Source organism: Sphingomonas yabuuchiae (assembly GCF_001477495.1).
Lineage (GTDB): Bacteria > Pseudomonadota > Alphaproteobacteria > Sphingomonadales > Sphingomonadaceae > Sphingomonas > Sphingomonas yabuuchiae_A.
In genome coordinates this window covers 129,782-144,867 of record NZ_LDTF01000009.1, presented here as the reverse complement: position 1 = coordinate 144,867, position 15,086 = coordinate 129,782, and the positions used below count along the sequence as shown (strand labels likewise).

The 15,086-nt window shown below is 66.8% G+C and carries 14 protein-coding genes; 8 read left to right on the top strand and 6 right to left on the bottom strand.

The window, feature by feature from the left end:
* Positions 1-20: 20 nt before the first annotated feature.
* From NS355_RS03815 to NS355_RS03785, 7 genes are all read left to right on the top strand, one after another.
* On the top strand, positions 21-617 hold the full coding sequence (locus NS355_RS03815) for a ribonuclease HII (RefSeq protein WP_058744465.1): 597 nt from the start codon (positions 21-23) through the stop codon (positions 615-617).
* Positions 618-842: 225 nt separating this feature from the next.
* Complete coding sequence (locus NS355_RS03810; protein WP_058744464.1) at positions 843-1,982, top strand: site-specific DNA-methyltransferase; 1,140 nt, start codon at positions 843-845, stop codon at positions 1,980-1,982.
* A 149-nt stretch (positions 1,983-2,131) separates the two neighbouring features.
* Complete coding sequence (gene folP, locus NS355_RS03805) at positions 2,132-3,187, top strand: dihydropteroate synthase (RefSeq protein WP_058744463.1); 1,056 nt, start codon at positions 2,132-2,134, stop codon at positions 3,185-3,187.
* Positions 3,188-3,226: 39 nt separating this feature from the next.
* The gene (locus NS355_RS03800; protein ID WP_042485340.1) at positions 3,227-3,988 is read left to right on the top strand and encodes an exonuclease domain-containing protein; all 762 of its coding nucleotides are present in this window, start codon (positions 3,227-3,229) and stop codon (positions 3,986-3,988) included.
* A gap of 66 nt (positions 3,989-4,054) precedes the next feature.
* Complete coding sequence (locus NS355_RS03795; protein WP_058744462.1) at positions 4,055-5,569, top strand: sensor histidine kinase; 1,515 nt, start codon at positions 4,055-4,057, stop codon at positions 5,567-5,569.
* The gene (locus tag NS355_RS03790; RefSeq protein ID WP_058717856.1) at positions 5,570-6,013 is read left to right on the top strand and encodes a response regulator; all 444 of its coding nucleotides are present in this window, start codon (positions 5,570-5,572) and stop codon (positions 6,011-6,013) included.
* Positions 6,014-6,023: 10 nt separating this feature from the next.
* On the top strand, positions 6,024-7,058 hold the full coding sequence (locus NS355_RS03785; RefSeq protein ID WP_058744461.1) for a sensor histidine kinase: 1,035 nt from the start codon (positions 6,024-6,026) through the stop codon (positions 7,056-7,058).
* Positions 7,059-7,306: 248 nt separating this feature from the next.
* Here the strand turns inward: NS355_RS03785 and NS355_RS03780 are convergent, their stop codons facing one another.
* Both NS355_RS03780 and gyrB read right to left on the bottom strand, forming a co-directional pair.
* Positions 7,307-8,056 (bottom strand): class I SAM-dependent methyltransferase, encoded by a 750-nt coding sequence (locus NS355_RS03780; protein ID WP_058744460.1) that lies wholly within the window; start codon positions 8,054-8,056, stop codon positions 7,307-7,309.
* 120 nt (positions 8,057-8,176) lie between these two features.
* A complete protein-coding gene (gene gyrB / locus NS355_RS03775) occupies positions 8,177-10,669 on the bottom strand; it encodes a DNA topoisomerase (ATP-hydrolyzing) subunit B (protein ID WP_058744459.1) in 2,493 nt (830 codons plus the stop codon).
* 195 nt (positions 10,670-10,864) lie between these two features.
* Here gyrB and NS355_RS03770 point away from each other — a divergent pair, with 195 nt between their 5' ends.
* The gene (locus tag NS355_RS03770) at positions 10,865-11,248 is read left to right on the top strand and encodes a hypothetical protein (RefSeq protein WP_058744458.1); all 384 of its coding nucleotides are present in this window, start codon (positions 10,865-10,867) and stop codon (positions 11,246-11,248) included.
* A 180-nt stretch (positions 11,249-11,428) separates the two neighbouring features.
* Here the strand turns inward: NS355_RS03770 and recF are convergent, their stop codons facing one another.
* The 4 genes from recF to NS355_RS03750 form a co-directional block, all read right to left on the bottom strand.
* On the bottom strand, positions 11,429-12,472 hold the full coding sequence (gene recF, locus NS355_RS03765; protein ID WP_058744457.1) for a DNA replication/repair protein RecF: 1,044 nt from the start codon (positions 12,470-12,472) through the stop codon (positions 11,429-11,431).
* Between the two features lie 184 nt (positions 12,473-12,656).
* Positions 12,657-13,079, bottom strand: a complete 423-nt coding sequence (locus NS355_RS03760) for a type II toxin-antitoxin system PemK/MazF family toxin (RefSeq protein ID WP_084787467.1) — start codon at positions 13,077-13,079, stop codon at positions 12,657-12,659.
* A gap of 14 nt (positions 13,080-13,093) precedes the next feature.
* Positions 13,094-14,209, bottom strand: a complete 1,116-nt coding sequence (gene dnaN, locus NS355_RS03755) for a DNA polymerase III subunit beta (RefSeq protein WP_058744455.1) — start codon at positions 14,207-14,209, stop codon at positions 13,094-13,096.
* A 151-nt stretch (positions 14,210-14,360) separates the two neighbouring features.
* Positions 14,361-14,969 carry an outer membrane protein gene (locus tag NS355_RS03750; protein WP_058744454.1) on the bottom strand — a complete coding sequence of 203 codons (609 nt, stop codon included), beginning with the start codon at positions 14,967-14,969 and terminating at the stop codon, positions 14,361-14,363.
* Between the last annotated feature and the right edge of the window lie 117 nt (positions 14,970-15,086).

The following is a 15,086-nucleotide window of genomic DNA, read 5'->3' as shown; positions in this document are numbered from 1 at the left end:
CCCCGCGATAGAGCGCCCGCATGGTCGATCACAGTTTTCCCGCCCCCCTGTGCGGTGTGGACGAGGCGGGGCGCGGGCCGCTGGCGGGACCGGTGGTTGCCGCCGCCGTCATCCTTCCCGAACAAGACTGCCCCCCCGGCATCAACGATTCCAAGAAGCTGACCGAAAAGACCCGCGCGCGCCTGTGTGCCGAGATCCGTGCCTGTGCGGTCGTCGGGGTCGGGATCGTCCATCCCGAGGAGATCGATCGGCTCAACATCTATTGGGCGACGATGAAGGCGATGACGCTGGCGGTCGACGCGGTGGTCGAGGCGCTGGGATGCCATCCCGCCCATGTGCTGGTCGACGGCAACAGGCTGCCCAAATGGAATTATACCGCCACGCCAATCGTCGGAGGCGATGCCAAGTCGCTGGCGATCGGCGCCGCGTCGATCGTCGCCAAGCATGTCCGCGACGAGATGATGATCGCGGCGGCGGCGGAGTGGCCCGCTTATGGCTGGCACAGCAACAAGGGCTATGGCTCGGCCACGCATCTGGCCGCCTTGCGCGAACATGGGCCAACGCCGCTCCACCGGCGCAGCTTCGCGCCCGTGGCGCAATGTTATCTCGACCTGTAGTTCCTCGCGATCTTTGATGGGGAGGATTTAGCGACTGATTGAGTCGCGACGGCCACACCCCACTCTCTTGGGGGCCAAGTTATCCACAGCCCCAACATCTGCCACGAAATCGCAACACGTCGTCGAATCTGGCGGAATCGCGCGAGTCGCGGACGCGAATCGCCTCTTGACGTGCGACTCGTTCCGGGTGGATGCGAGGGTTCGAGGGTAGAAGGAACGGGTAGTATGGGGGTGATCCAGACGGTGGGAAAGCCGGTCGGGACGCGGCCGGTATCGGCGCACCGCGAAAGCGACCTGCCGCTCGACCAAATCCTGATGGGCGATTGCATCGCGGCGCTCCGCTCGCTGCCCGACAAGTCGGTCGACATGGTGTTCGCCGACCCGCCCTATAATCTCCAGCTCGGCGGCGAGCTGTTCCGCCCCGATGGCAGCCATGTCGACGCCGTCACCGACGCCTGGGACAAGTTCGACACCTTCGCCGCCTATGACGCCTTCACCCGCACCTGGCTGGCGGAATGCTACCGCGTGCTGAAGGACAATGGCTCGCTCTGGGTCATCGGCAGCTATCACAACATCTTCCGCGTCGGGACCGCGGTGCAGGATCTGGGCTTCTGGATCCTCAACGACATCATCTGGCGCAAGTCGAACCCCATGCCCAATTTCAAGGGCACCCGCTTCACCAACGCGCACGAAACGCTGATCTGGGCGTCGAAGGGCGAGAAGGCGAAATACACCTTCAACTATCGCTCGATGAAGACGTTGAACGACGAGATCCAGATGCGATCGGACTGGGAATTCCCGATCTGCGGCGGTCAGGAACGGCTGAAGAAGGACGGGCACAAGGTCCATCCGACCCAGAAGCCCGAGGCGTTGCTGTACCGCATCCTGCTCGCCTGCACCCGGCCGGGCGACGTGATCGCCGATCCGTTCTTCGGCACCGGCACGACCGGCGCGGTCGCCAAGCGTCTGGGGCGCCGCTGGATCGGGATCGAGCGCGAGCCGACCTATTGCGCCGCCGCGATCGAGCGGATCGAGGCCGCCCTGCCCCTCGACGAAAGCGCGCTGGCGACGATGCAGAGCCCCAAGGCGCAGCCCAAGGTGGCGTTCGGGACGCTGGTCGAGAATGGCTATCTGCTGCCCGGCATGCCGCTGATGGATGCCAAGCGCAAATGGCGCGCGACGGTGCGCGCGGACGGCTCGCTGCTGTCCGAATGCGGGCAGGCGGGGTCGATCCACCGGCTGGGCTCGGTGTTGCAGAACCGGCCGACCTGCAATGGCTGGACCTTCTGGCATTATGAGCTGGAAGGCGCGCTGAAACCGATCGACGCGATGCGCCAGACCTGGCTGCTGGCCACGCAGCCGTAACCGATCCTCCCCGGCACGGGGAGGGGGACCGCCGCGAAGTGGTGGTGGAGGGGGATCGCCGCACGGGACGCCCTTTGTGGAAGCCCCCCTCCGTCAGGGCTGGCGCCCTGCCACCTCCCCGTGCCGGGAAGGATTTTAGGAACCAGACCATGCACCTGCGCCCCGTCCAATTCGTCGACACCCCCATCGGGCTGGAAGACGGCAGCGCCCTGCGCCTGGCGGGCGGGATGCAGTGGTTCGCCGCCTATGAAGTCCGCGACGGCGCAAGCCGCCGCATCGTCCCGGTCGCGCGGTTCGCCGAAGAACTGGGTGGCTCCCCCCGCGCCCAGGCGCTGCACGCGGCGTTCATCGCGCCCCGCGCACCCTGGGTCATGGGCCAGCGCACGCTTCGCTTCGACCAGCCACAGGTCGCGGCGATCCTGAACGTCACCCCCGACAGCTTCTCCGATGGCGGCAAGCATATCGGCGACCCCGCCGCAGCGGCGGATAGCGGCATGGCGATGGCGGCGATGGGCGCGGCGGTCATCGACCTGGGCGGCGAGTCCACCCGCCCCGGTGCCGCGACCGTCTGGGAAGGCGACGAGATCGCCCGCACCGCCCCCGTCGTCGAACGGCTGGCCAGGGGCGGCGCGCTGGTCTCGATCGACACGCGCAAGGCCGCCGTGATGGAAGCGGCGCTGGCGGCAGGCGCCGGGATCGTCAACGATGTCGCCGCCCTGCTGTGGGACGACCGCGCGCTGGAGGTGGTGGCCAAGGCGGGCTGCCCGGTCATCCTGATGCACTCCCCCGACCCCGACAAGGGCGGGCATGGCCGCGTCGGCTATGGCGACGTGCTGACCGACGTGTTCGACTGGCTAGAGGCGCGGGTCGCGGCGGTGGCGGCGGCCGGGGTTCCCCGGTCGCGGATCATGGTCGATCCCGGCATCGGCTTCGGCAAGTCGCTGGCCGACAATCTGGCGCTCATCAACGGCTTGGCCATTTTCCACGGGCTGGGCTGCCCGATCATGCTGGGGGCCAGCCGTAAGCGGATGATCGGCGCGCTGTCGAACGAGGCCCCGGTCGATGCGCGGCTCGGCGGATCGCTGGCGCTGGCGATCAAGGGGGCGGAGGCGGGCGTGCAGCTGATCCGCGTGCACGACGTGGCGGAAACCGTACAGGCGCTGCATGTCTGGCGGGGCCTGCGCGACCGTGCGCTGATCGGATAAGCCCTCGCTTTTCGGGGCTCGAACGCCCACATAGGGCCGATGCAGCGTCCCCAGCCCCAGATCATCCGCGTCATCGACCTGGAGACCACCGGACAGGCTCCTCCGACCCACGGCGTGTGCGAGATCGGCTGGCAGGACGTGGCGCTGGGCAAGGATGGCCGCTGGGAGCTGGAGGGCGAAGGCGGTAGTATCCTGGTCAATCCAGGCCGCCCGATCCCGCCGATCACCCAGGCCATCCACCATATTCTGGACGAACAGGTCGCCGATGCCCCCTGGTGGCATGACGTCGCGCGCCGCGTGCTCGATCCCTGGCCGCGCCGCCTCGCGCTTGCGGCGCATCGCGCTGATTTCGAGCAGCAATATTGCACCCCGGCCATGACCCAGTCGGCCGACTGGATCTGCACCTGGAAATGCGCGCTGCGCCTGTGGCCCGACAGCCCCAGCTTCTCCAACCAGGTACTGCGCTATTGGCGCAAGCCGCAGGGGCTGGTGCACGAGCGCGGCCTGCCCATCCACCGCGCCTTTCCCGACGCCTATGTCACCGCGCATCACCTGCGCGATCAGCTGAACGAGGCGAGCCTGGCGCAGCTGCTGGAATGGTCGCGCAGTCCGGGCCTGTTGCCGCGCGTCCGCTACGGCCCCGATCGCGGCAAGGACTGGCGCGAGATCGACGAGGACTCGCTGATCGGCTTCCTGTCCGACCGCGACCCCGATGTCCGCTTCACCGCCGAGACCGAGATGGCGCGGCGGCGCGGCGGCGGCCATGTCGGGCGACCCAGCCCTCAGGAATTGTTGCTGTAATTGTGATCGTAATGCCGACGTAACGGCTCTGGCGTCGCTGCTTTTCCTTCGATAAGGCATGGCGCCATGCAGGGGTCTCCCACGCTCGCACCGGCCGAGAATCCCATCGGCCGCATCCTGGTCGCCGCCATGGCGATCGGCTTTCTGGCGCTGCTCGTCGCGGCGGGTGCGGCGGGGTATGTCGTGCGCCAGACGAACCGGCACAGCGACTGGGTCATCCACACCTATCGCGTCGAAAGCGTCCTGATTGAGGTACGCCGTCTGGCCGAGCAGCAGGAGACCGCCCGGCGCGGGTACATGCTGGCAGGCACCCCGGCCTTTCTGAACAGTTTCGAGCGCGCCCATGCCGAGCTTGCCCCACAGGTCGCCGAACTCCGCCGCCTGACCGCCGACAATCCGCGCCAGAATGCGCCGATGGCGATGGTCACGCAGCGCCTGGCCGAACTCGACGCCGCACAGCGCCAGACCAATGCGCTGGTCCAGCAAGGCCGGGGTGCCGATGCGCTGCGCCAGTTCCGCGCGGATAGCGGTTTGCAGCGGATGCAGAAGCTGCGCCGTGTGTTCGACGCCATGGCGCGCGAGGAACGCCGCCTGCTCGCCCTTCGCGACGCCGAACAGCTTGCCAGCCGCCAGACCTTCTCCACCGTCATGGCCATCGCCGCCTTGCTGTTCCTGGCGGTCGCGGTCGTCACCTTCCTGACCATCCGCCGCTACACCCGCGATCTCCACCGTTCGCGCAGCGCGCTCGCCGTGCTCAACGCCACGCTGGAGGATCAGGTCAAGGAGCGGACTGCCGACCTGGCGCTGGCGAACGAAGAGATTCAGCGCTTCGCCTATATCGTCAGCCACGATCTGCGCTCGCCGCTGGTCAACGTCATGGGTTTCACCGCCGAGCTGTCGGCCGCGACCCAGCCCTTGGCGGAATTGATCGATCGCGCCGAGGCCGAAGCGCCGCAGATCGTGACCGAGGAAGCGCGGCTGGCCGCGCGCGAGGACCTGCCCGAGGCGATCGGCTTCATCCGCACCTCGACCGCCAAGATGGACCGGCTGATCAACGCCATCCTCAAGCTCAGCCGCGAAGGGCGCCGGGTGCTCGCGCCCGAGATGATCGCGCTCGATCAGCTGGTCGAGCAGATCACCGATTCGATCCGCCACGTCATCGACGATCGCGGCGTCACCGTGACGATCGAGCGACCGATGCCGGTGGTGGTCAGCGACCGCATCGCGCTGGAACAGATCCTGTCCAACCTGATCGAGAATGCGACCAAATACCGCCACCCGTCGCGCCCCGCCGAGGTGCATGTCTCCGCGCAGGAGACGCCGGGCCGGGTGATCGTGGCGGTGCGCGACAATGGCCGGGGCATCGACCCGCGCGACCATCAGCGCATCTTCGACCTCTTCCGCCGTTCGGGCCAGCAGGACCAGCCCGGCGAAGGCATCGGGCTGGCCCATGTCCGCGCGCTCGCCTATCGCCTGGGCGGTACGATTTCCGTCGAATCCCAACTGGGTGAAGGCGCGACCTTCTTCGTGTCGATACCCTCCACCCTGTCCATCGCCCCTCCCCCCCAGGAAAGTGCCTGAATGAACGACCATCGCTCCGTGGGCATCGTCATGATCGAGGATGACGAGGGCCATGCCCGCCTGATCGAGAAGAATATCCGGCGCGCCGGTATCCTGAACGACATCCGGCACTTCACCGACGGCACCACCGCACTGGAATATCTGTTCCACGCGCCCGATGGCCCGGCCAAGAGCGGCCCGGCGATGGTCCTGCTCGACCTGAACCTGCCCGACATGAGCGGCACCGACATCCTGGCGCGGATCAAGGACGAGAACAGCCCGCTGCGCCGCGCGCCCGTCGTCGTGCTGACCACCACCGACGATAAGGTCGAGATCCAGCGCTGCTACGATCTGGGCTGCAACGTCTATATCACCAAGCCGGTGAACTATGAGAATTTTGCCCAGGCGATCCGCCAGCTGGGCCTGTTCCTGTCGGTGATCCAGGTGCCCGAGGTGGAGGGCTGACCGCCCCGTCATGACGACCGGCGCGGCCCCCCGCATCCTCTATATCGACGATGACGACGCGCTGCGGCGGCTGGTGTCGCGCGCGCTGGGGCGGCATGGCTATGACGTGGCGTCCGCCGCTTCGGGGGCGGAGGGTGTCGCCATGGCCGCAGGGGGCGGCTTCGATCTGGTCGCGGTCGATCATTATATGCCCGGCATGGACGGTCTGGAGACGCTGGCCGCGATCACCGCGCTGTCCGACCCTCCGCCCGTCGTCTATGTCACCGGATCGGATGAGGGGCGCATCGCCGTCGCCGCGCTGAAGGCCGGCGCGGCGGATTATGTGGTGAAGACGGTCGGCGAGGATTTCTTCGACCTGCTCTCCGCCAGCTTTGCCCAGGTGCTCGATCGCGCCCGGCTGGAGCGCGCCAAGGCCGCCGCCGAAGCCGAGCTGCGCGTCACCAATGCCCGGCTGGAGGCGATGCTCAGCGAGGTGAACCACCGCGTCGCCAACTCGCTGCAACTCGTCTCGGCGATGATCGGGTTGCAGAAGGGCGTGCTGGCCGACGAGCGCGCCCGCGAGATGCTGGAGGACACCCAGCGCCGCATCCGCGCGATCGCGCAGGTGCACCGGCGGCTCTATACCGCCAATGACGTGGAACAGGTCGACCTGCGCGACTATCTGGGCGCGCTGATCGAGGAACTGGGCGAAAGCTGGTCGAGCGATGCCCTGCCCCGCACGCTGACCCTGACAGCCGAACCGATCCGGGTGAAGACCGACCGCGCGGTGTCGATCGGGGTGATCATCACCGAACTCGTCACCAATGCCTGCAAATATGCCTATCCCGATGGCGGCGGCGAAGTGCGGATTTTCGTGCGCGAAGCCGATGGGCATTGTGTGCTGACCGTCGAGGACGACGGATGCGGCATGGCGGCGGACCAGAAGCCGCAAGGCACGGGACTGGGCGCGAAGCTGATCCGGGTGATGTCGCAGAGCCTGCAGACGGCGGTGGAATATGACCCGGCGCATCGCGGGGTCCGGGCGGTGTTGCGGGTGCCCGCTTAGGCTTTGCGGCTGTTGGCGGTCCGTGGCCTTCGACTTCGCTCAGGCTGAACGGCTGTTATAAAAGACCTGCTCCCTCGCTCCGTTCAGCCTGAGCGAAGTCGAAGGCCAAGCCCTGCCGTGTCTGCGCATCACGCCCCTCCCGTTTACGGGAGGGGATGGGGGAGGGAACGCCGCAAGCAACCGTCTCTACGAGGCACCCGGCCTCCCCAAACCCCTCCCGCCTGCGGGAGGGGCTTAAGTCTTCGACCTCAGGGCTTGCGGAACTTGTACACGAACTGGTCCGTCCGCCCGCGAATGGCGGGATCGAACACATTCTTCGAATGATCGTCCGCCGGATTGCGCAGCACCTTGCTCTCGCCGACGAAGCGGAAGCCGACCGACTGGACCTGCCGCTTCACCGCTTCGGGATCGATCCGGTGCGTCGTGTTGGTGTTGGCCAGTCCTCGGCCCACCGTGTCGGCGTGGTCGATGATGACATAGGTGCCGCCCGACTTCAGCAGCTTGAACACCGCCTGGTCGAAGGCGCGCAGCGCCGGTTCGGCGGCATCCTTGTTGGCGACGTCATGGTAATTCTGGACGGTCCAGAACAGGTCGACCGGCTTGTCGGAGGCGGGCAGATTGACCGCCTGTACCTGCGCGGTCGCATTGGGCAGGTTCCAGCCCTGAATCATGCCCAGCGACTTCTCGGCATATTTCTGTCCGGCGGCGGGCCAATAGGCATAGACATGGCCCTTGGGCCCGACGATGCCCGAGAAGATGCGCGTCCAATAACCCTTGCCCGGCAGGTAATCGATGACCGTGTCGCCAGGCTTCACGCCGGAAAAGGCGAGGACGGCGGCGGCTTGGCGCCGTTCGTCGTCCCCCGCCTGGTCGGCACGCGCGGGGTCGGCCAGCGCAGCGGCGATAGAGGCCGGAACCTTGGCCGGAGTTGCAGGCTTTTGCTGCGCCACCGCGACGGAGCCCGCCGCCAGCATCAGTCCCAGTGCGATCGCCTTCATGCCTGCTCTCCTAAGTACCGATACTCAGTCCCCCCCACCTCCGCTCGGACCGAGCGAAGTCGAGGTCTAAGGGAATCCCTTGGCCTTCGACTTCGCTCAGGCTGAACGGAGCGAGGAGTGTTACACGTCCAGATTCGCCACGTTCAGCGCATTGTCCTGGATGAACTCGCGGCGCGGTTCGACCACTTCGCCCATCAACCGGCTGAACACCTCGTCCGCCGCCGCGACATCGTCCGACGTCACGCGCAGCATCGAGCGGACGGCCGGGTCGAGCGTGGTTTCCCACAGCTGCTCGGCATTCATCTCGCCCAGACCCTTGTAGCGCTGGATCGCCAGCCCCTTGCGGCCCGAGGTCAGGATCGCCTCCAGCAGCTGGCTTGGCCGCGCGACGCGGGTCTCGCCGCGCGCCAGCGTCGTGGCGTTGCCGTCCTCATCGGTCGGCACGACGTCCGCCGACGGCTCGGTCGCGGCGTTGCGCAGCGGCACCAGCTTGGCGGCATGGGCGAAGCTCTCCGCCTGTTCGGCGGCCAGCGTGTGCAGCTTGCGCGCCTCGGCCGAGGCGATGAAGCTGGCCTCGACGATATGGTGATCGGTCACGCCGCGCCACAGACGCTCGAAATGGACGCCGCCATCTTCCGTGAGCCGCGCCGACCAGCGTGCCTCGTGATCGCCCGATTCCAGCCGCCGCGTGGTCTCGACCACCGTCGCCATGCGCTGCTCGCGGGTCAGCACGGGATCGAGCGCCCCGGCCAGCGCCAGCACCTCGATGATCGACGCGTCATAGCGGCGCGGTACGTACCGCATCAGCGTCCGCATCCGCCGCGCATGATCGACCAGCGCCTTCAGATCGTTGCCCGAGCGCGCACCGCCCGCACCTTCCAGCACCATGGTCGAGACGCCCGCCTCGACCAGATATTCGTCAAGGGCGGTGTCGTCCTTGAGGTACACCTCCGACCGCCCCTTGGTCGCCTTATAGAGCGGCGGCTGGGCGATATAGAGATGCCCGCGCTCGATCAGTTCGGGCATCTGGCGATAGAAGAAGGTCAACAGCAGCGTGCGGATATGCGCGCCGTCGACGTCTGCGTCGGTCATGATGACGATCTTGTGGTAACGCAGCTTGTCCGCGTTGAAATCGTCGCGGCCGATGCCGGTGCCCATCGCCTGGATCAGCGTGCCGATTTCCTTGGACGAGATCATGCGGTCGAACCGCGCGCGCTCGGTGTTCAGGATCTTGCCGCGCAGGGGCAGGATCGCCTGGAAATGGCGGTTGCGCCCCTGCTTGGCCGAACCACCGGCCGAGTCACCCTCGACCAGGAAGAGTTCGGACTTGGCGGGATCGCGCTCCTGGCAATCGGCCAGCTTGCCGGGCAGCGAGGCGATGTCCATCACCCCCTTGCGCCGGGTCAGTTCACGTGCGCGCTTGGCCGCCTCACGCGCCGCCGCCGCGTCGATGACCTTGGCGATGATCGCACGCGCGTTCTGCGGATTTTCCTCCAGCCAGTCGGCCAGCTTGTCGGCGATCAGCGATTCCAGCGGCTGGCGCACTTCGGAGGAGACCAGCTTGTCCTTGGTCTGGCTCGAAAACTTCGGATCGGGCAGCTTGACCGAGACGATCGCGGTCAGCCCTTCGCGCATGTCGTCGCCGGTCAGCGTGACCTTCTCCTTCTTCAGGAGGCCCGACTTGTCGGCATAATTGTTGAGCGTGCGGGTCAGCGCGGCGCGGAAGGCGGCGATATGGGTGCCGCCGTCGCGCTGCGGGATGTTGTTGGTGAACGCCAGGACGTTCTCATAATAGCTGTCATTCCATTCCAGCGCGACATCCATGCCGATCGCATCGCGCTGGCCATGGATGGCGATGGGTTCGGGGAAGAGCGGCGACTTGGAACGGTCGAGCCACTTCACGAAGGCGGCGATCCCGCCCTCATAATAGAGCTCCACCGTCTTGGGCTCTTCATGCCGCGCATCGGTCAGGAACAGGCGCACGCCCGAGTTCAGGAACGCCAGCTCGCGATAGCGATGCTCCAGCTTGACGAAGTCGAACTCGGTGATCTTGAAGGTGGCAGGGCTCGGCAGGAAGGTCACGCGGGTGCCCTTCTGCCCCGGCTCCGCCTTGCCGACGACCTTCAGCGGCGCGACCGCATCACCGTGGGCGAAGCGCATGTAATGCTCCTCACCGTCGCGCCAGATGGTCAGGTCCAGAAACTCGGACAGCGCGTTGACCACCGACACGCCGACGCCGTGCAGACCGCCGGAGACCTTGTAGGCGTTGTCGTCCGAGGTGTTCTCAAACTTACCGCCCGCGTGCAGCTGGGTCATGATAACCTCGGCCGCCGACACGCCCTCTTCGGGGTGGATGCCGGTTGGGATGCCGCGGCCATTGTCGGTCACGCTGACCGAGCCGTCGGCGTTCAGCTGGATGTCGATGCGGTCGCAATGCCCCGCCAGCGCTTCGTCGATCGCGTTGTCCGACACCTCGAACACCATGTGGTGGAGGCCCGAGCCGTCGTCGGTATCGCCGATATACATGCCCGGCCGCTTGCGCACCGCGTCGAGGCCCTTCAGCACCTTGATCGAGGAGGCGCCATATTCGTTCGTCTGGGGGGTATCTGCCATAGCGAGTATATAGGAATTACCGCCTCTCAGGGAAAGCAAAATGGGAGGGGCGGCAGCCCTTTCGCACGCCCCTGCGCCGGGCGGAAGAACCGGGCGACGGCACGTCGTTCGTGACGCCAATTTCATGCCCCGATCGGGAGCCGGACGCCCCCTTTGCGCGTATCCCGTTCCTGCTTCCTGGCATCGGAGACGGCTATGACCGGCAAGGCCTTTATCCTCCCCATCATGCTGGCGACGCTCGCCGCCGTTCCGCTCCCGGCGCAGTCGTTGCGGCAGGACTATCCCAGTTGCGACCTGACACAGCAGCGCACGCTCAAGGCGCCGACCGGCGGCACGATCCGCGATCCGCGCCAGTCCCATATCGCGATGCGCGCCAATATCCTCCAGGCGGATATCAGCACCGCGCGCAAGGCGCGTCGCCTGTCGCAGGCCGAGGCGCAGACGCTCTGGAACACGGTTGCGGGCATCCATCGCGATGCGAACCGCTTCGTGGCGAAACAGGGATTTCTGAGCGCGGGCGAGACGGCAAGCTATGACCGGGCGCTGGATGGGGTGGCGATGCGGGTCTGTCGGGGGTGATGGGCTCTGCGAGGCCCCGCTGCCCTCCCCCATCCCCTCCCGCAAGCGGGAGGGGCGCGTTACTGGGCTACGTTCGGCTCCGCTCGAAATGAATGGCCGTCGCCAAACCCAGGCACGCCCCTCCCGCTTGCGGGAGGGGATGGGGGAGGGAAAACCGCCTCACCGAGACCAACGCCTGCCTCAAAACTCCACCCGCGTTGCCTCCCCCGGCACATCGGTGAACAGTCCGGGCTCGGTCCCGGTCATCCACACCTGCCCCCGCCCCGCCAGCCGCTCGAACAGTGCGGCGCGCCGCGACGGATCGAGATGCGCCGCCACCTCGTCCAGCAGCAACACCGGGGGCAGCCCGCGTTGCTCGGTGACCAGATCGGCATGGGCCAGCACGATGCCGAGCAGCAGCGCCTTCTGCTCGCCCGTGGAGCACAGCGCCGCCGCCTGCCCCTTGGCCACATGCGTCACGGAAAGGTCGGCCCGGTGCGGCCCGACCAGCGTCCGCCCCGCCGCCGCATCGCGCCTGCGCCCCATGGCCAGCGCATGGGCAAATGCCGCCGGGTCGACCGCCTCCCCCTCCAGCGCCAGCGCGGCCCGGGCGAACACGCTGTCGGGCGCCTCCTCCAGTCGTTGGTCGAGCGCCGCCACCGCCGCTACCCGCGCGGCATCCAACGCCGCGCCATGCTCGACCATCCGCGCCTCCAGCGCGCTCAGCCAGTCGGGATCGACCGGGCCGTCGCTCGCCAACAGCCGGTTGCGCTCGCGCATGGCGGCGTCATAGCGGGTCGCGTGCATCCCGTGCGCCGGAGCCAGCGCCAGCACCAGCCGATCGAGGAACCGCCGCCGCTCGGACGCGGGCTCGACGAACAGCCTGTCCATCGTCGGGGTCAGCCACAGGACGGACAGCCAGTCGGCCAGCGCATTGGCGCTGGTGGCCGCCCCCTGCACCCTGACGACCCGCCTTTCGGGTGCGGAGGCCAGCGCGCCGGTCGCGATCTCGACATCGCCGTCGAGTGTCGCTGCCACCCCGAACCCGCCCTTGCCCCCCTGCCGCGCCATCGCCGACAGCGCCGCGCGGCGCAGCCCCCGACCGGGCGCGAGCAGCGACACCGCCTCCAGCACGTTGGTTTTCCCCGCGCCATTCTCGCCGGTCAGCACGACGAAACCCGCCGCCGGGGACAGCGCGAGGTCGGCGTGATTGCGGAAATCGGTGAGGACAAGGCGGGTGAGCATGGTCGCAAGACGGCTATGGCAGAAATCCGTGCCTCGCACGAAAAAAGAAAGGGCCGCCGAAGCAGCCCTTTCCCACCTACGACTTCAAAGGCTTGTTATCGCCAAGATGAAGCCGGCTGCCCCCGAAAGGACAGTCTCCAAGCCCGATGCCGAGACAGAGCGGGAACATGATGCATATATTAGATCAGAGCCATTTTGTCAAGGAATCGAGCCCGAGGCCACAGAGGATGGCGGCTCGAACATCCCGCAACTGGGCCGGTTCGACACGTCCCGTCGCCCATTGCCGACCCTGATCACCACGCCGTCTCGGCAGCTTGAAGCGGTCGAGCCGATCCAGCGAAACCGACGACACCAGATCGCATTTCGCCCACATCACCGGACTGTCGAACGGCAGCGGCAAGGGTTCAGCCAGGGCGATCCGGCAATGATAGGCCTTGGGCGGCTCCGGATCGGTGGTGCTGAGCGGAACGATCGTCACCAACCGCCCTCGACGACGAAGACGCGGCCCTACGACGAGCGCGGGGCGCGCCTTTCGCATTTCGGGTTCGATTACCACCTCGTCATACCGGCAGATCAGGATCTCGCCGGGTCGAGGATAGTAAAGCAATCCAACTCGACCGCTTACACCCGCATCGGCATCAGCACGTAGAGCGCGGGCGCCTTGTCATTCTCGCGGATCAGGGTCGGCGCGGCGGCGTCGGCCAGATGGACCTCGACCAGGTCGCTGTCGATCTGCGCCAGGATGTCGAGCAGGTAACGGCTGTTGAAGCCGATTTCGAAGCCCAGCGAGGTGTACTCGCCCGGCACCTCTTCCGACGCGGTGCCGTTTTCGGGGCTGGTCACCGACAGGGTGATCCGGTCGCGGTCGAGCGCCATCTTCACGGCGCGGGTCTTCTCCGTCGCGATGGTCGAGACGCGGTCGACGCCCTGCATGAACGCCTTGGGGTCCAGCTTCAGGATCTTGTCGTTCGCGGTCGGGATCACGCGGCTGTAATCGGGGAAGGTGCCGTCGATCAGCTTGGAGGTCAGAATCGCCTGGCCCAGGTCGAAGCGGATCTTGGTGCCCGACAGCGACACGCCGACCGAGCCGTCCACCTCGTCGAGCAGCTTGCGCAGCTCGCCCACGCATTTGCGCGGCACGATCACGTCGGGCATCCCCTCGGCACCGTTCGGGCGCTCGATGGTGACGCGGGCCAGACGATGGCCGTCGGTGGCGGCGGCCTTCAGCACGGGCTGGCCGTTATCCTCGGCGACATGCAGGAAGATGCCGTTGAGGTAATAACGCGTCTCTTCGGTCGAGATTGCGAAGCGCGTCTTGTCGATGATCTGCTTGAGCAGCTCCACCGAAAGCTCGAACTGGGTCGGCAACTCGCCCTCGGCGATGACGGGGAAGTCGTCGCGCGGCAGCGTGCCGAGCGAGAAACGCGCGCGGCCCGCCACGATGGTCATGCGGCCCTCGGCGGCGGTCAACTGGACCTGCGCGCCCTCGGGCAGCTTGCGGGCGATGTCGAACAGCGTGTGCGCCGACACGGTGGTCGAACCCGGCTGGTCGACGGCGGCGGCGACGCTGTCGTTGATCTGCAGGTCCAGGTCGGTCGCCATCATGCGCAGCTGGCCCTCGGCGGTCGCCTCCAGCAGCACGTTGGAAAGGATCGGAATCGTGTTCCGCCGCTCCACCACCGACTGGACATGGCTCAACCCCTTGAGCAGCGTTGCGCGTTCGATCGTCGCCTTCATTTCCTGATCCCCCGCCGGAACGACCGCATGGTCCCCGAGTCCGAATGATAAATGGCCTTGGTTCCTACCCGCCAAGAAGGGGCCGAAGCAAGGCTCCGACCCCTCTTACACTGGGAGTAAAACCACCGTTAATGTGGAAAAGAATCCCGGCTTAGAAGCGCAGGCCCAGACCCGCCATCAGCTGGTGGCGGTTCGGATTGATGCCGACGCCGTCCAGTTCGTCATAATGCGAATAGCGATATTCGCCCTTCACGAAGGTGTTCGGGCTGATCGCATATTCGAGCCCTGCGCCCAGGCGATAGCCGCCGACTTCCTGGTCGTTGGACGTGGTGACGCCCGCCGTGGTGTAGCGCGCATCGAACTTGGCGTTGGTGTAACCGGCCTTCAGATAGCCCATCGCGACCGGCGAGATGACATAGCCGACACGTGCACCGGCATAGAGGTCGCGGCCCGCGCCCAGGCGGAACTGGTCGCCGGGCACGCGGATGCCGTTGCTGCGCGTGTCCGAGCTGCTGCCCGAGATTTCACCCTCGGCACCCAGCACCACCGGACCTGCCGGAATGTCGTAACCGATCGCGGCGCCATAGAGCACGCCGTCGCTCGAACTCTTGTCCTGACCCTGACGATCGTTGAGGCTGTCATAGCCGATCAAGCCCTCGACGCGGAAACCCGTGAAGGGCTGTGCGGTCTGGGCGGCGGCGGGGGCCGCGGCGGCGACGGCTGCCGAGGTCGCCAGGGCGGCGAACATGAGCTTACGCATACACTATACTCCATTACTGTACCGGCCGCCGTTACATTCGGCGGTCGCGGCACCAATGGCGCGAAAGCGCGGACGTTGCATGAACCTCAGCTAAACAGGAAAAAGCGTTGCATAGAC